This window comes from Paenibacillus sp. G34 (assembly GCF_056856875.1).
The window spans coordinates 224264-242533 of record NZ_CM166469.1; the positions used below are offsets into that span (position 1 = coordinate 224264).

An 18270-nucleotide genomic window follows, 5' to 3' on the forward strand; every position below is an offset into this window, starting at 1 on the left:
TTCATAAAATGTGACGACTACACTAGACCCTAGCTTACAGCCGTGGAATAATAAGGGGGAGTTCATCCGAGCAGTCAGAGAGGGGAATGTGGTTACATGATGAAGCAGTTAGTTGAGCAGGTATCTGTACAGGAAAAGGTTGTGGCCTTTACGTTTGATGATGGCCCACATCCGGTATACACCCATCAAGTGCTGGAAATCTTCCGCCGCGCAGGCGGGCATGCGACATTTTTTATGATTGGCAAGGAGATGGAGGCGTATCCGGATATTGCGGCAGAGGTGCATCGTGAAGGGCATGAGATTGCCAATCATACATACACCCATCCGAACCTGACCGAACTTACGCTGGAAGAGGCCGGGGAAGAATTGCGGCAAGCAGAACGCCTTGTTCAAGAAGTCACGGGCAATGCTGCCCGCAGCTTCCGCCCGCCTTATTTTGGCGTGAACGAGGACATTCTGGCTCTGGCTGCGGAGCGTGGTTACCGGACGATCGGTGCGGTGAACGGCGGTGCACAGGATTGGGACAATCCCGGGGTTGAACATATTTTGGAGCATACTCGTTCCGTGGTAAAACCCGGCAGTGTATTGATCTTCCATGACGGATACGGCGATCGTTCCCAGACTGTTGAGGCTGTGCGTGTGCTGGTGGAAGAACTAACGGCGGAGGGATATCGCATGGTTACAGTAAGTGAGTTGTTGAGAATGGCCGAGTAACATAATGTAGGCTGTAAAATGAAGTGTCATAAAATAGAGCAGACCCATCATTCTATAGAATGAGAGGGTCTTTTTGTTAGATAGTAGTTTGAAAAAGGAATGTGAGGTTGATTTGTAGAAATTTTAGATATAACTTTAGAACAATTTAGAATGTAGTGAGGATATTATGAATCTGGAAAAAATCATGATTATCATTAAAGGTAAAGAAGAGACAGAGCAGGTTGCAGATTTCGAAGTAGGTTCTTCTGTAGTAAGAGTTACATTTAAAAGTTCAGATACAGTTTATACATATAACCTTCAAGACGTACTCATTTTACAAGATCCATATATAGCGGAAATGGGAAATGATTCTGTGATTTATCACAACAATATCCCATTCAATAATGTTAAACAAGTCTTAGATTTTGGTATTAAAATTCGAGTGGTATTTGAAAATGGAAGTATGCGTACCTATGACAAAGATCGAATTCGGTTGGAGAAAAATGTTTTAAGTGAACCTAAAGCCAAGGTTATTTTAGACTACTGGCGTGAAATATCGACACATGTAAAAAATAAAGATGAAGAAGAGGGACAGGAGACGAACAAGGATAAAGAATCATTCCTGTCCAAAGAATTTACAAAAATGAATTATGTTGATCCGAATAGTGTATTAGGACAGATTCTCCAAAAAAATCCGATCAAACAGGAGAACAGATTTACGAATAATCCTATTTTTCCATTCAACTTTAATCTAAGTCAGAAGACGGCTCTTGATCATGCTTTAACAAGCAACATTAGCATTATTGAGGGTCCACCGGGTACAGGAAAGACACAAACGATTTTAAATATCATCGCCAATTTGGCAATAATGCAAGACAAAAAAGTGGCAGTGGTATCGGGTAATAATGCAGCTGTCCTAAATGTGCAGGAGAAGCTGGAACGTAAAGGGTATCATTTTTTTGTAGCTAGTCTGGGGAATCATGAGAATAAAAGGAAATTTTTTGCGAATTTGCCGAAGTTGGACATGAACGATTGGGAGACGGATATCTCGGAGGTCGCTTGTATAGATAGGATTAAAGAGCTTGATGAGCAGATACAGCGATTGATGGAACGCGATAGAGAAAAAGCACAGTGTAAGCAGAAACTTGCAGCGTATCTACTTGAACAGGAGCATTTTGAAATTTTTTTTGCTCGACAAGATGTCTCTCTTATGGAGAAACTTTCATTTTACAAACAAACACCCAATAAAATTTTGGAGTTTATGAAGGACAGTTTTTTGGCAGCGGAGATTAAGAAAGGCTATAAGTTGTTTTATCCATTTAAGTTATTTTTCAAGCATGGTTTTACAGATTTTAAGAGATTGAGAAAACAAGGGATTGAGGTCATTTTAAATTATCAAAGGCAATTCTATGTTCTAAGAATAGCAGAGCTTTCAAGCCAAATTCAAAAGCTCGAGGAAGAACTGGAATTACACCATTATCAGAAACTGCTGGATGAATATCAGCATTGCTCCGAGAATCTCTTTAGACTTAAGTTACATAAGAAATATCATAATCGTGCTGATGTCCAATGTGACGAGAAATCGTATACCCGTTTGGATATGTTTAGGAAGTTTATTGAGAGCTATCCTGTTGTACTCAGTACAACACATTCATTGAGAAACTGTGTACCACCTAACTATGTCTTTGATTATTGTATTATAGATGAGTCATCTCAAGTGGATTTGTTATCCGGAGCGCTTGCTTTGTCCTGTTGTAAGCATGCCATCATTGTAGGAGATACAAAGCAGTTGCCACATATCGTTGATTTTAAAATTAAAGAGAAGCTCAAAAAAGACCCATATCCTGATATGGATAAGGCATATGATTATTTTGATCATAATGTATTATCATCTTTACTGGCTTTATATGAAAATAGGATTCCGAATGTCATGCTCCGAGAACATTATCGTTGTCATCCTGCAATTATTGAATTTTGTAATAGAAAATACTACGATGGTGAATTGATTACGTATACTGACCCTAATATGTCGGATTCCCCACTTTTAATCTATCGAACAGCGCCAGGTAATCATATGAGGAAATTGACACATGGAAAAAAGGGAAGATTTAATTCAAGGGAAATTGAAGTTATTGAGCGGAAAATCCTTCAGGGTAAATTGGAAGATGGCGATTTTCATTCAGATATTGGTTTTGCCACACCTTATCGCAAACAGTTGGAAAAGGCAATGGAGCATTTTACAGTGGATATTGAAAGTGACACCATTCACAAGTATCAAGGTAGAGAAAAGAAGATCATGATTATGTCAACGGTTCTCGATCGGACAAAGATGGGCAACATGGGGATGAATTTTGTTAATAATCCTAGTTTGATTAATGTTGCTGTATCACGTGCTCAACATCAATTTATTCTTGTGACTGATCACTCCGCATTTCGTAAATACGGTAACGAAGTGGGAGATCTTATGCGTTATATGGAATATAGTACGCTGGATGACAATGTTGTGGATAGTGAAATAGTATCCATTTTTGATCTATTATATCGGGAATATTCAGATAAGCTAAGAGATTTTAGAAATCATGCTAGCGGGTTTAACAGATCGAGACACAAAAGTGAAAACTTGATGGAAGCACTGCTTTCTCAAATAATGGAGAGGCCCGAGTTTAAAGGGTTCTCCTTATCAAGTGAGGTATATCTAATGAATCTTTTCACTGATCTTGATCGTTTAAGCGAAGAGGAGCGAAAGTTTATTAAAAATCGTTCTTCCGTTGATTTCGTGATTTATCACAAACTGGACAAATCATTTGCAATGGCCATTGAAGTTGATGGATTTAAATTCCATGAGAATAAACCAGAGCAGAGAAGAAGGGACGAGATAAAAGAATCGATCTTCGAAAAATTCGGGTATACTCTCGAAAGGTTTAAGACAAATGAAAGTGGAGAAGAAGAGAGAATCATAAATTCATTGAATAGTCTTATGGATTCCAATTAAGTTATTTCTACCTTTTTCATAAAAGAGCTGGGTTAAATCATTTTCGGCTCTTTTGCCTCACTGCCCAATCTACTCTATAATAGTAGGCTAAACTAGACTGCGTCAGGAGGAAACTATGGATTTTATCAAAGAACAGTTAACGGAACTAGGCATGACTGAGCCCTCCCTTGGATACTTTTCCAGTGTAATCATGATTATTTTTATCGCGCTAATCTCGATGATTGCCAATTATATTGCCAAACGACTTGTGCTTAAGGCCGTGCATCGGATTGTGAGCCATAACCGGTTCAAATGGGGGCATATCGTTGTTCAGAAAAAGCTGTTCCAGCGACTATCCCATCTTGTGCCAGCTATTATTATCTATTACACAGCGTACATCTTCCCGGGTTATCAGGCTTTGATTGAAAAAGCGGCAATGACCTACATGATTGTCATCATGATTACGGTGCTGAATGCATTGCTGAACGTGTTCGATGATATCTATCGTACCTATGAAGTGTCTAAAATAAGGCCGATCAAGAGTTACATTCAGGTAGCCAAAATTGTACTGTTTATCGTTGGCGGTATTATCGTCATCTCCAGTCTGGTGGGACAGAATCCGTTGATTATCCTCAGTGGACTCGGGGCTTTATCAGCAGTATTGATGCTCATCTTCAAAGATTCTATTCTGGGTCTGGTCGCGGGTGTGCAGCTGTCCTCCAATGATATGGTGCGTGTAGGCGACTGGATTGAGATGCCGAAATACAATGCGGATGGCGATGTGATCGACATTACGCTGAACACAGTGAAAGTCATGAATTTTGATAAGACGATTACGATGATTCCGAGTTATGCGCTGATTTCGGACTCATTTCGCAACTGGAGAGGCATGCAAGTGTCCGGTGGTAGACGGATTAAGCGGAGTATTTTTATCGATATCAGCAGTATCCGATTTTGTGACGAAGAGATGGTGGCTGAGTTCGATAAAATCCACTATTTAACCGATTATGTAACGTCGAAATTAAAAGAAATTGAAGCGTACAACGTAGAGCATCAGGTAAATCGGGAAAGTAATGTGAATGGCAGACAACTCACCAACATCGGTGTGTTCCGTGAATATATTCGTCAATATTTGCGACATCATCCGAAGATCAATAAGGATATGACGATGATTGTGAGACAGCTTGCTCCGGAGGATCGCGGACTACCTCTCGAAATTTATGCGTTCAGCAATGACACCAACTGGGCTGTGTATGAGAGTGTGCAGGCAGATATCTTTGACCATATCTTTGCAGTTGCGTCAACGTTCGGGCTCCGTGCCTTCCAGAATCCAACAGGGCATGACATTGTACAGCTTAAGGAAAATAAAGAATATGTGCGTGAATATTAATAAGGTAACCTATCCATCAAGTATTTTTGGAGCGACTCTCCAAGTCTTGCATCGTTCGATGATATAGCTCCAGGTATGTAGTTCTGATATAACTCCATTACGTAGCTCAGAAGATATTTAGATAAGCCATTGACCTCTCCGGTTGATGGCTTTTGGTCTGTGATATAATAGGGCATATTTTGAGGACGTAGAATGAGGCGAGCATGGGAAGATCATGAGGAATGGCGATGTTTCGCTGAAAATCGCTATTGCTTCACTATACAGGTAAGGGATAACTCACTTCATAGAGTTCGGGATACAGTACACGTACAGGCAGGGGGAATGTTGATGGAGAGGATAATAGATTGGAATGCTCATATTGAGCAGTGGAGTCGATCAGCTGTGCGGTTGCAATGTATTCAGTCTTATCGTGCACAACATGGGGCAGTTCCGGATCTGTCCGAGTTTGAAGCACATACGGGGTTTTTCTTTATTCTTACGCATGGAGAGATCAGAGTGAGGGTGTCCGGTGAATTTGTTCATTGCCGCTCGCCTTACATCTTCTATGGAGGAGAGAACAAGAACACGATTTTTGAAGTGCCGGGTTACGATCAGGAATGGGCCGGATATCTGGTTATATATACATTGTTACCTGTATTATCAGAGGGTCAGGAGAGCTTGACCCATTCTTATGGGTTTACACCAAACGCGATGCTGCCAATTCAGGAAAAATGTGAAGCAATGGAACGTCACTGGGATAGCAATGAGCTTTTAGATCGGCTACAAGCCCAATCCCTTTTTTTGCCCTTGGTGTACGAGGTTTTGAGCCAAAAACTGCAGACATTGGCGCAGCCAGAGTATACTAAAACCAACATCGTGACCGAGGCGATCAAGTATATCAAAGCGAACTATATGGAGTCCATTACAGCGGAGAAACTGGCGGGCAGATATGAATGCAGCACGAGTTATTTATCGCGTTTATTCCGCAATCAGATCGGACTGGGGCCAATCGAATATCTGATTCATGAGCGTGTTCACCGTGCCAAACAGCTGCTTCTGAAGTCGGATGCACGGATTCAGGATGTTGCAAGCAAGGTAGGTTATGCAGATGTATATTATTTCAGTCGTTTATTCAAAAAACACACCGGTCACTCCCCGCTTCTATTTCGCGCGGAACATAAGCCCCGAGCCGCTCAGGTTCAGAATAATCCATTACGCCGTTTGGAATCGTCCATTGCCTACCTTCCTTTTGATTCTCATAATGAGAATGAGTCTTATTATCAATGGGTTAAGGAAGGGGATACATCCATGTTTCGATTTTCAAGACCTGCCTTTGGAGCCATGATGGTACTGTGTACATCGTTGATTCTTAGTGCATGTCAGGCAAGCAATTCCATAGGAGGGGCTGCGGCAGCTCAAGAGCCTGCAAGCCAAACAGCGACGGCAACCGCATCAGATAGCACTGCCGCGGAAACGAGAATTTATAAACACTTAAAAGGCGAAACAGCCATCCCTGTGCATCCACAGCGTGTTGTCAGTTTCTTTCATCTTGGCGAGCTGATCGCACTTGGCGTGAAACCGGTGGGCACAACGACATATGTTCTGGATAACCCGCATATTAGCGACAAAACAGGAATTACCGATATCGGCATACCGCCAGATGCGGAGAAAATTCTGTCCCTGCAACCAGACTTGATTGTAACAACACCTGCATTAGCGGAGATTGTGGAGGGTGGGTATGATGCACTGAGCAAGATTGCTCCAACTATTGTGATCGAGCAGAATAATGAACCCATCAAAGATATAGAGATGTTTGGGGATATTCTCGGTAAACAGGAAGAAGCGAAGCAGTGGAATGAGAAGTTTACAACCAAAATCGCAGCGTACAAAGCGAAAATCAGCCCTTATGTTCGTGCGGATGAAACGTTCTCTATATTAAACGTACGTCCAGATGCCCTTTTTGTATACGGAGATACCAATATGGGTGGCAATATTATTTATAAATATCTTGGATTGAAGCCAGCAGCCAAGGTAGAGTCGGATGTCATTCATGGCGAAACATGGGAGGTATCCACCGAGGTGATTCCCGAATTTATTGGTGACCGTCTGTTTCTCGCGGTGAATAAGGGTGCTGAGGACAAGCTTAAGAATGTACAGAAGCTGGTCGATGCCTCACCAGCGGGGAAATCAGGCCATGTGTACTCTATTGATTTTGATCAGTTTCTTCCGAGTGACCCTATTGCGGTAGAAAAACAGTTGGATATTATCACAGATTTGATTATCGGAAATGCTAAATAGAACATGAGCTGCCTGAATTGATTCAAGTCAGCGTGAAGGGGTAGAATAACGAGAGAATGCTTTATATTTCCAGCCTTGCTCAGGAAAGATCATACTACCTTTTACAAAGGAGAGTTCTCGAATGAATCATATCCCGGAATACACGTTGAATGATGGCTTGAAAGTGCCTGCGATTGGATTTGGTACGTACAGTTTGAAAGGGGAGGCAGGGGTTCAATCCGTTGCGTCTGCGTTGGATGCAGGGTATCGCTTGATTGATACGGCATACAACTATGAAAATGAAGCTACCGTTGGTAGAGCGATCAAACAAAGCTCCATCGCGCGCGAGGATCTGCTCATTACCTCCAAGTTGCCGGGCAGATATCATGCCTATGACAAAGCGCTGGTCGCGATTCAGGAATCGCTGTACAGAGCAGATCTGGACTATTATGACCTGTATCTGATCCACTGGCCTAATCCCAAGCAGGATAAGTATGTTGAGGCGTGGCAAGCTTTAATCGAAGCGAAAAAACGCGGATACATCCGCTCCATCGGTGTCAGCAACTTCCTGCCTGAGCACAATGAACGGCTGATTCAGGAGACGGGTGTCGCACCAAGTCTGAATCAGATCGAGCTACATCCGTTCTTCGATCAAGCGAAGCAGCGGGAGCAGGATGCAAAGCATGGCATTGTGAATGAATCCTGGAGTCCCATCGGACGTGGGAATGATGCTTTGCAGGATATTTTGAAGGACAAGAACATTGTTCGCATTGCAGAAACGCACGGCAAAACGCCTACACAAGTGATATTGCGCTGGCATATTCAGCTTGGCTCTATTCCGATTCCGAAGGCAGGTTCCTTAGAGCATCAGCAAGAGAATATTAATATATTTGATTTCGAGCTGAACGAAGAGGAGATGCAGGTCATTGCCTCGTTTAATCGTGCAGATGGGCGATTGTGGAACCAAGATCCGAGTGAGTACGAGGAATTTTAAGAGATTACGGATCATTGAAGAAAGATGTATAGAAGAAGCTCGCATAGAGAAAAAAAGAGTGCCCTCGTCCATAAGGACAAGCGGCACTCTTTTGATATATAGAACGATGTATCGGCTAGCATCTAACCAGATTCCCGAACAGAAACATCTATGTTTTTACATCTTCTGGCATTCACTGCTTTAAGACAAGTCCGCTCAGCCAGATGCCTTATACGCGCGGAATACGGAACGTCAGAATCTCGTAAGGCTTGATGTCAAAAGCAATGCGAGCATTCTCCACACGGCACTCTGCTTCGATGTTCTCCAGCAAATCACATGCATAAGCTGTAGCACCTGTTCCCTCAGGCAATTGCAGGGAGGCACGACTGCGGCGGCCATGGGCTTCATAGACACGGATGATCATGTCGTCGTTGTCCTCGGCTTTTTTGATAACCTCCAGCACGACATTCTCCTGATCTACAGAAGCAAGTGACCATGTATCCGGCAATGTTCCGGTTTGTGAACCTATCTCCAGACCAACCAATGGACGGTTAAGATCATAAGCTGCCTGAATAACACGTCCCTCACGGAAATCACCCTGATGCGGATACAGGGAGTAAGTGAACACATGCTGCTCTTTGTCGGCATTTTCGTTCGGATAGGTTGCACTCTTGATCAGGGATAGACGCATCACCGAATTGTGAATGTCGTATCCGTATTTGCAGTCATTCAGCAGGGCTGCCCCGTAACCGCTCTCGGCAAGGTCGGCCCATTTCTGACCACATACCTCAAAACGAGCCTGATCCCAGCTTGTATTGCGGTGTGTTGCGCGTTCCACGTTACCATACTGGATCTCATAGACGGCTTTTTCACTCCAAATATCGAGCGGGAAAGCAGCTTTCAGCAACAGATGCTCCTGTCTCCAGTCTACGAAGGTACGGAAGTCGATTCGCCGTGTATGTGCGTAGAAAATGATCGTTTGTTCAACGACAGAGTCCAGGAATTGTCTTTTCACTTGAAGCACGGAACGTACCGGGCCGCTTTCTACCCATTCCATCGATTGCAGGTCATTGATCTCCCACATATGCTGTTCATAATAATCGTCAATGTTCCATGCCTCGTACTCCGCAGGACGATCCTCGAACACTTGCAGCACATTGCCACGCTCGCCGGATTGAAGCAGTTCACGCCCCTCCAGCTTGTCCCACACGGATACAAATTCAGCACTTTCATTCAGACGAATATCATACCAAGGGGTCTCGATGGACTGCTGCTCGGATTGCCACTGGGCAACCGATATACCTGCACTGCCAAGATCAGCGGCGGCATCCGGTGTGATGCGGAACGTTTTGTATCCTGCTGCAGGCACGTTTTCGGCAAGGAACACAAGTCCGCCTTCTGGCGTGTACTGACTTGGTACAGGACGATCTCCATCGTGTACGGTTACTTTTTTCGCAAAAGCAGGCAGTTCCACCACATCTGTCCGTGCTAAGCCGGTCGGATTAAAGACAACGATGGCTTCGCCGTTCGACGTAATCTGGCTTACAATTGCGTTCAAGGCGCTGCTCTTCAGTTCGTCCGTGACACGCAACACCTCTTCATATTGCTCCTGCGAATCGATGTATACCTGCTCAATCGAACTGCCTGGCAGAATATCATGGAACTGGTTCAACATCGTCAGCTTCCAAGCGTGTTCCAATGCGTCGGTTGGATATACAGCCTGTGCATCCGCTTGGCGTTGAATCATGGAAAACAGCTCGGCATCGGACAGCGCAAATTCGCTGTGACGGTTATACTTTTTATTACGAGCCATAGACGTGTACGTACCGCGATGATATTCCAGATACAGCTCGCCTGACCAGCGCGGAACCGAGCGTACGCCGTCTAAATTCTGCTCTAACTTTTCAAAAAATTCACGCACAAATGTACGTTTCACTGTTGGTACGCCGGGGAGTCCTTTTTCAAGTCGTCTGCCGTGCTCAAGCATTTCCTCCGTTGGTCCACCGCCGCCGTCTCCGAATCCGAAGCATTGCAGTACATCGGTGTTGATGGTTTTGTTCTGATATCGCTGCCACGTACCTTTTACTTGGGATGCATTGAATCGTCCGTTGTAAGTGGTTTCGAAACGATGCTTTCCGAATTCCGGGTGTGGAATATAGTCTTTGGCCGTAATGAAATGCGTCAGAACCTCCGAACCGTCAATACCTCTCCAGTACATCGTATCGTTTGGAATCTGGTTCGTATCATTCCAGGCAATTTTGGTCGTCATAAAATAATCGATCCCGCTCTTGCGCATAATCTGCGGCATCGCTGCGCTGTAACCAAATACATCGGGCAGCCAGAGCACACGGTTCTCTACGCCGAATTCTTCCTTGAAGAAACGTTTGCCATAGATAATCTGACGGATCATGGATTCGCCCGAGATCAGATTACAATCGGCTTCCAGCCACATCGAACCTTCTGCTTCCCAGCGGCCTTCGGCTACTTTTTCTTTGATTTTCTCATATAAAGAAGGGAAGTCGGCTTTCAAATATGCATAGAGCTGAGGCTGGGAGGACATGAAGGTGTACTCCGGAAATTTATCCATCAGATAGAGCACACTCGCGAAGCTGCGGATAACCTTCTCACGTGTCTGATCCAGCGTCCACAGCCATGCCACGTCAATATGAGTGTGACCAATGCAGTGAACGGTCGGGATATGATCACTGTCCGGGCGAGTTTCTCCATAGATATGGTGTTGCAGGTACTCACGTGCTTTCAGCACGGATGCGTGAAAAGCTGCACTGTTCTCTTGGCGTAAATCGAGCAGATTTACAGCTTCGTTCAGCTGTTCAATCAGCTTCAGATGCTCCAGATCGTCCTCGCGCAGCAGATCTGCCGCATCCAGCGCAGCCTTTAGGTCGTAATACAAATTCGAGACAGGCTCATGATGCTCGGCAATATATACGTTCAGGAAAACATCGGCTGCGGATGTGCTGCAATAGGCATACAGCGCCAGCTCAAACTCTTCTCCTTTGACAGCCGATGGCGTCAGGTCGATTTCAGTATGATTCACATCCAGACCGCAGACGAGCTCTCCGTTCAGAAAGGCCAGAAACTGCGGATTATCGTAATTCCAAATATCTGTGGCACCGGTAACGATGGCACATACGACCTTTTTCCCCTCCATGTGGTCAGGAATGCGAATGCGGGTTTTGAAGCAGCTGTGTACATCTTTGCCGCCCCAGCCATCACCTTTGCGGAACACGTTCCATGAAGAAGGGTCTTCATGTACGAGATCCCAGGTATGGTATCCGCTCTCTTTATGATAAAGCTCGGGTATATATGTCTTTGACGTCAATCGTGCACTTTCCAAGTGTTTCACAATCGTTTGGATTCGAGTAGACAAGGAATTCAATTTCATATGTGTTTCCCACCTTGGTATTTAGTAAGTACAAGCTGTAAGGGTTACTTCAACATCAACAAAAACAAAAACTATAACAATGGAAACGCTGACATTTTAACTTTATCATATCAAATCAGAAATGCTAGAAACTACGTAATGTATGCTGAAAACACCGTCTTTTTATTGCATTTCATGCTAAAATGAAGGTAGGTATGATTAGGGCGTGTCTTGAAACCTACTGAAGTGCATCTTTTACCCCCTTTTCGCCCCCTGCTACGTCACTTCCCCTTGACGTGCCCCAGCACGCCTGCGGGAAACTTCCTTGCTTGGAACGAAAATTCGGCAAAATCTGCTTTCTTCAGCATTTTCAGACACGCCCTAGGGAAGGAGCATGTCCATGACATCATCGGTTCTGGCATATGAGAAGGGATATGCGATCCATGTGAACCAGCCGGGGGATTCGCTTTATTATTACCTGGATTACGACGAGCGTTCGCATGATCTCAATATGGAGTTTCAGCATTTTCACGATTTTTATGAAATTTGCATTTTGCTGGATCGGACCGCTGCGCACATTATTGAAGGCAGTTTATACGAGATGCAGCCCTATGATATTGTGTTGCTTCGGCCTGCTCTGCTTCATAAAACCCAATATCCTAAGGGTGTGCCACCCAAACGGTTAATGATTAATTTTGCTATGCCTCGTAGTTTACCTGGACTTGAGAACGGTTACAGCGAGCTATTTACGATATTTAATGCGCAGGTTCCCATTTTCCGCTTCTCGGAAGAGCAGCGTAAGGAAGTTCTTGCGCCCCTCAACGATATTTTTGCGATATCACAGCAGTTATCTCCTATTCAATCGGTGGCTATTCATCATAAATTTGTCGAATTTTTATGTGGTCTTCATCGTTATGCGGCGGAGAATAGTTATGTCCGTGAGGAAAAAGGATCATCCATGACCCAGCGAATGTATGCTATTGCATCCTATATTCATAGTCACTATCAGCAGGAGATGTCGCTGGATGAGGTGTCCAGACGCTTTTATGTCAGCGCACATCATCTATCGCGCCAGTTCAACAAAGTCACAGGCTTCACGTTTACGGAATATGTGCAGATGACCCGAATTCGAAATGCCCAACAAATGCTGCTACATTCGAGTGAGAAAATTACGGATATTGCTGCCCAATGCGGTTTCACCAGCTTTTCGCAGTTCAATCGCATTTTTAATAAGCAGAATGGAATGTCGCCTAGCGCCTATCGACGCAGCAAGCCAGCACAGGATGAGCGTGAGATGGTACTTGTAGGGGAGAGGCAGGGGTAGAACGAGATAAGCGGAGGGGCTGGAAAGAAGCAGCAAAAGATGAAGAGTCATGTAATGTGGGATAGACTCTTCATCTTACATTACGTTAATAATATTTTTTCAATGCAACCATCACATATTTGATAAGACTTAGGTTTCTTACCTGTTAATTCAACATATCCTTCCTGTACGAGATAATCCATGACATTGTTGATCTTGTGTCTAGATTTTTTGGAGTACTTCATTAATTCTTGTACAGATAAAATTATATTCTCAGTTATAAATACATTAATAGTAAGCATTAATAGTAATATCTCTCTGGCATCCCCATTATCATTCCATTTATCTTTTTTCATATACTGTGTGATTCTTTCCAATTTCATTAGACTAATTTCAAGATCTTCAATAATACTTCTTTGTCCATTGGAAAGTAATTCAAGCATATGGATTAAATAAAAGGTCATCTCTCCATGATTTAAAGGGAATGCTATTTCTTCCAATGCTTTATAATACTTAGCTTTATCTTTATTGACCGCATAGGAAAATGTGATCGCCGAATATTTTTCAAGATAGCGTGATAAATAACTGCCCACTATAAGACGCCCTGTGCGCCCATTACCATCATAAAATGGGTGGATATACTCATAATAATAATGAGCGACCATATACCGATAAAGTGGAGGATGAGATTCATCTTTTAAAAAGTTGATAAGCATGCCTAACGATGCGATAATTTTCTTTTCCGAACTCACACCAACATGAGTTGTAATTTGCCCATCATTTATTTCCACATTACCTTGTCTGAACAGCTCACCGTCTGGTTTATCTTCCGCTATAATTTCATCAGCAACTAGATCATCATACAAAGATCTGAAATCCAGAGGCTGCTCAAATGGTTTAATTTGATCAATATAGAGATACGTCTTAATTAGTCCTGTAAATCTTTTATTCTTAGATTCTTTTTTTTTAACTTCACTGAGAGCTTCCTGTAGTTCTTTTTTTGTACTGCGAACTCCTTCAATTTCATTATTACTCTGAGCTTCGTTAACGATGAGTTTATTAAAATAAGGCTCCAGTATAAAATCAGGAAGTTTGCTAATGAGTGAAGAAATTTCAGAACTGTTTATTAAGACTTGGTTATTCAAAATCATTAATTCATGTGTGTTTACATAGAAAAGTTCAAATGATTCTGCAGTAACATTCCCTTTTCTAAAACCTTTGATAGTCAAGGATGTTCGATAACTGCCATAACTATTTTGTCTTATTCTCAACTCTTCGGCGAATGAATCACGATCTAATTTATAAAAAATCTTAGATAATCTTTCATATCCCATAAAACCATCTCCTATTATTTAAAAAGGGTACTCTTTTTAAATTATAATTCTACTATTTCCTTAATACAAATGAATTATTCATATTTCTATTGTATAAAGTAGTGAAGATGAACTTATCAGTGAAATGCTCGTTCAATATTAAATAGAGAAGGGCGGTGACAAGAAGCTTCAGCTTCATTACCACGAAATTGTGGCTAAAGTTAGATCCTGTGGTTGTGGACAAAAAAGCGAATGTCTTCTTGAAATATACTTGAGAAGTGGATGATATAGAAAAAGGCAAGCTCACTATAGGAAAGTGGGCCTGCCTTTTTCAATTTTAATTTAAAATTAAAATTATGTTTATATTACGAGTTTATAACTTGAAAGCTTAATCGGCTGCGAGTTTTACACCAAGTCTTTCGGTGCAAGCTCAATGGCGGAGCGAATAGCTGCCAGCATGCTTTTATCATCAGCGATGTTTTTGCCAGCGATATCAAAGGCAGTTCCGTGGTCCACGGATGTACGGATGATGCCACCCTTCAGGCCTACCGTGATATTAACACCTTCCTCAATGCCCATCACCTTGATTGGGGCATGACCTTGGTCGTGGTAACAGGCTACAACGATGTCGAAGTCGCCGCGGCCTGCGCGGAAGAAGAGTGTGTCCGCTGGCAGTGGGCCAACGACGTTAATGCCTTCCTGCTGCGCGCGCTCAATGCCGGGCTGCAACTTCTCTTCTTCTTCCCCGTTGCCGAACAAGCCGTTCTCTCCGGCATGAGGGTTAATCCCGCACACTGCGACGCGTGGATTGTCAAAGCCTGCTTTTTTCAACGTATCATGAGCCAGCTTCACGACTGTATAGGTTCTTTCCGGGTTAATGCTCGCAATGGCTTCAATCAGGCCCATATGAGTGGTCAGGTGAATGACGCGCAAGTTAGGCGTGGTGAGCATCATGGAGAAGTCCTCGGTGTCCGTCAGGTCTGCCAAAATCTCCGTATGGCCTGGATACAGATGACCTCCCAAATGTAGTGCTTCTTTGTTCAGCGGTGCTGTGCAGATCGAGTGAATTTGCTTCTTTTTCGCCAAATCAATGGCTCTTGCAAGAAACTGAAATGCCGCATCTCCCGCGACAGCAGATACTTTGCCATACTCCAGATCAGCAGGAACAAGGTTTAAGTCGATGACATCGACAGTACCGAATTCATATCTAGCTTCCATTGGCTCCTGAATAGCATTTACTTTCAAGTTGGAACCGATCACGGGTAGTACACGCTCCAAAATCTTGGCATCACCGATCACAAGCGGGTTGCACTGATCATACACCTCTTGATGTGCCAGTGCTTTCATAATAATCTCGGGTCCGATGCCTGCGGCATCGCCCATCGTAATACCTACTGTGGGTTTCATGCGAGAATGCCCCCTTTTAATTTTTGAACTGCACGGATAAAGACGTCCGGTTTGCCGAATCCGCCTGCTTTGGTAATCACATATAAATCTTCCATACCCATAAATCTGGAGATCGGCACGCCGATTTCAAGCTCGTCCAACAGTTCAAAGCCGCTGATATTCCATTTCAGACAAATCTGTTTGGCGGTATCGCCGCCTGTCATGGATACTCCTTTGAAAAGGCCCTCTTCGAGCAGTCTGGCGCATATTTCGCCTATCGCACGTACGATTTCGTTGCTGACTTGGGTGTGATTCAATCCGCGATTCTCACCTGTTGCCCGTGCCAGCTCAATATCGATGGATTCGGCAGTGGAGTAGAGCACAACATCTTCCCCCTCCAGCGCTTTGGTTCTAACCTCATCGTAGACACGTTCCATCTCCGCAGTACGATCTGCCTCTGCCGATACGGCTTTGAATGAATGAAACGATACGGACGCGATTCGAGACTGACGGAGCAAACGATACAACTGCTCACGAGAGTTTTTGTTCACGCTGCCGACAACGGTCAAGATGGGCCCCGTGTTCTCCGGGATCGTGAGTGCGGCGGATTTGGATTCCAACTCATAGTGAGCTGGGAGATAGTTCGCAATTCCTGCTGCACCCGCCCAAGCAAATGTATACGGCATGTCCCGTGTCATTTGTAAAATCTGCTCTAAATGCGCTTCCTCGGTGGAGTCCACCAGCACATACGGGATGTTGTTTTGTTTGAACTGCTCCAATCTGGCGTGTACTTGTTGTTGTCCGGCTTCCAGATCACCTACGGTAATCTCACCCACGCGGTATTTCGTCTGTTGTTTGAGCAGATCCGGTAGGTAAGAGATCGTCACGGGTGTCTTCGGATCAAGAGCAATTTCTGTCTCCGCAAGTGGCACGCCGTTTAGGTAATGAATGCCCTCTCGAATGGTACGGTTATTTTTCGGATAACCCGGAGCGATCATCATGAAATCAGGTTGTACAACATCATATACTGCATCGATCTCGATACCGATATTGCCTCGCATGGTGGAATCCATCTTTTTGAAAAGCGTATCGAACCCGTTCTCCGTCAGCAGCTTGGCTGCACGATACACGCGATCATAAGCTTCCTCCGCCGCAACAGAGCGGCTGTCTGTATCAAAAACAACGGTATCATAAGAGGCCAGTGATGCCTCATCCATATTAAATAGAACGCTCGTCTTCAAGCCATGCCGGGCTAGCTGCACCCCGCTGTCATTGGCTCCGGTCAAGTCATCTGCGATAATGGCCAGTTTCATGCAGTCATCCCTCCTTTAGTTTTCGTTTGTTACATTAACCATATAAATTGAACCAAAGGTGTTTACACGGATCACTCCGATGACAGAATAACCTTCCAATCGCTGTTATCCCCAGATTTCTTGAATTCCTTTTCCAAAGGGGGAAATCCGTGATAAAGGCGAACGCTCCGCTTTTCCAGGTTTTTTCTGTCTTCTCCGTTAATGTGTAAACAAATAGTTCAACTTGTATGGTAAAAAATTTAAAAATGAAATCATTCCGTTTTAATTTTCTACATTTATGTGGTCGGTCGTTCATTATACTTGGCGATGCCGCCTGATTTCTCCAGTCGTTTGGAGAGGAAACCGATAAAGATCGGCAACAAAATTGCCGTGGTCACAACACTTGCCGCAATCTGCACTGTAGCGATCTCCGCAATGGGGCCAAATGACGCATTGGCAGCTACGATGGCAGCGGGTGTACCTACCGCATTACCCGCTGTAGAACCTTCGGATGCGCCGACAATGGGATTCCAGCCGATGGCTTTGAAGAGCAAGTATCCAACCCCGCCTGTAAGAAGCACAGTCAGCACGCCGAGCAGAATTCCACCAAGTCCACCTTGGATAATGGAAGAGAAGTTGATGCCCATACCGAGCGCAAAGGCAAAAAACGGAACGAGCTTGTCACTGCCTTTGTGCAGCCATTCAGCCATATTACGATCCAGATTACCAATAATGACACCAACAATCAGTGGAAGCAATACCGCGACAAAGGACATGGGGGAGAACATGCCGTTCGCAAAGCCCATCGCACCAAAGATCGAGAGCGCTACCATCGTTAGAAACGGTCCGTCACTAAGTGCGAGGAACGGGTAGGCTGCTTTGTCGTCTTCCTTACCGTATTGACCCGCAAGTGCGATGTACAGGCCACCATTCGAGTTGGTCATGGCTGCAATGATGGCAAGTGGAGCAAGTCCTAGAAATAAGCCGTTTGAGTCAGCGAGTAGAATAGCGATGAAACCAAGACCAGCACCGATTACCCACTTGAACGTAAGTAGGGTCAAACCTTTGCCGACAGAGGAACCGGCTGTTTTGAACGTAATCTGTGTACCTGCAATTAACAGGAATAATGCAATGAGTGTGCTCGCACTGTTCACAAAAAGAGCTTCTGTAAATCCACCGATGCGCAGGGCATTCGGGAAAAATGTATTGATTGTTGCACCCAGCAAGAGAGGAACAACCATCATGCCGCCAGGGATGCGATCGAGAGTAGCTTTAATGTTCATAGTCATAGCTCCTTATGAAGTAATCGTT

Annotated in this window: 11 protein-coding genes; 6 read left to right on the plus strand and 5 right to left on the minus strand. The window is 44.1% G+C overall.

Translation table 11 applies throughout. The annotated features are described in order from the left end of the window. The first annotated feature begins 96 nt into the window (after nt 1-96). From AC1VYS_RS01070 to AC1VYS_RS01090, 5 genes are all read left to right on the plus strand, one after another. A complete protein-coding gene (locus AC1VYS_RS01070) occupies nt 97-714 on the plus strand; it encodes a polysaccharide deacetylase family protein (RefSeq protein ID WP_482912656.1) in 618 nt (205 codons plus the stop codon). 184 nt (nt 715-898) lie between these two features. Beyond that, complete coding sequence (locus tag AC1VYS_RS01075; RefSeq protein WP_482912657.1) at nt 899-3685, plus strand: AAA domain-containing protein; 2787 nt, start codon at nt 899-901, stop codon at nt 3683-3685. A 115-nt stretch (nt 3686-3800) separates the two neighbouring features. Beyond that, nucleotides 3801-5054: a mechanosensitive ion channel family protein gene (locus AC1VYS_RS01080; RefSeq protein ID WP_482912658.1), complete on the plus strand. Its 1254-nt coding sequence runs from the start codon at nt 3801-3803 to the stop codon at nt 5052-5054. A 327-nt stretch (nt 5055-5381) separates the two neighbouring features. Continuing rightward, a complete protein-coding gene (locus AC1VYS_RS01085; protein ID WP_482912659.1) occupies nt 5382-7331 on the plus strand; it encodes an AraC family transcriptional regulator in 1950 nt (649 codons plus the stop codon). Between the two features lie 121 nt (nt 7332-7452). Then, nucleotides 7453-8304, plus strand: coding sequence for an aldo/keto reductase (locus AC1VYS_RS01090; protein WP_482912660.1), 852 nt, complete (start codon nt 7453-7455; stop codon nt 8302-8304). Nucleotides 8305-8512: 208 nt separating this feature from the next. On the opposite strand, the gene AC1VYS_RS01095 is transcribed toward AC1VYS_RS01090, so the two are convergent. After that, on the minus strand, nt 8513-11686 hold the full coding sequence (locus tag AC1VYS_RS01095) for an alpha-mannosidase (protein WP_482912661.1): 3174 nt from the start codon (nt 11684-11686) through the stop codon (nt 8513-8515). A gap of 379 nt (nt 11687-12065) precedes the next feature. On the opposite strand from AC1VYS_RS01095, the gene AC1VYS_RS01100 reads away from it, so the two are divergent. Beyond that, a complete protein-coding gene (locus AC1VYS_RS01100; protein WP_482912662.1) occupies nt 12066-12989 on the plus strand; it encodes a helix-turn-helix domain-containing protein in 924 nt (307 codons plus the stop codon). Nucleotides 12990-13069: 80 nt separating this feature from the next. On the opposite strand, the gene AC1VYS_RS01105 is transcribed toward AC1VYS_RS01100, so the two are convergent. From AC1VYS_RS01105 to AC1VYS_RS01120, 4 genes are all read right to left on the minus strand, one after another. Beyond that, the gene (locus AC1VYS_RS01105; RefSeq protein ID WP_482912663.1) at nt 13070-14302 is read right to left on the minus strand and encodes a Fic family protein; all 1233 of its coding nucleotides are present in this window, start codon (nt 14300-14302) and stop codon (nt 13070-13072) included. A gap of 384 nt (nt 14303-14686) precedes the next feature. Next, complete coding sequence (gene pdxA / locus AC1VYS_RS01110; protein WP_482912664.1) at nt 14687-15688, minus strand: 4-hydroxythreonine-4-phosphate dehydrogenase PdxA; 1002 nt, start codon at nt 15686-15688, stop codon at nt 14687-14689. Then, the gene (locus AC1VYS_RS01115) at nt 15685-16980 is read right to left on the minus strand and encodes a four-carbon acid sugar kinase family protein (RefSeq protein ID WP_482912665.1); all 1296 of its coding nucleotides are present in this window, start codon (nt 16978-16980) and stop codon (nt 15685-15687) included. The genes pdxA and AC1VYS_RS01115 overlap by 4 nt, the downstream gene beginning before the upstream one ends. 275 nt (nt 16981-17255) lie before the next feature. Beyond that, nucleotides 17256-18242 carry a 2-keto-3-deoxygluconate permease gene (locus AC1VYS_RS01120; RefSeq protein ID WP_445647550.1) on the minus strand — a complete coding sequence of 329 codons (987 nt, stop codon included), beginning with the start codon at nt 18240-18242 and terminating at the stop codon, nt 17256-17258. Nucleotides 18243-18270: the final 28 nt, after the last annotated feature.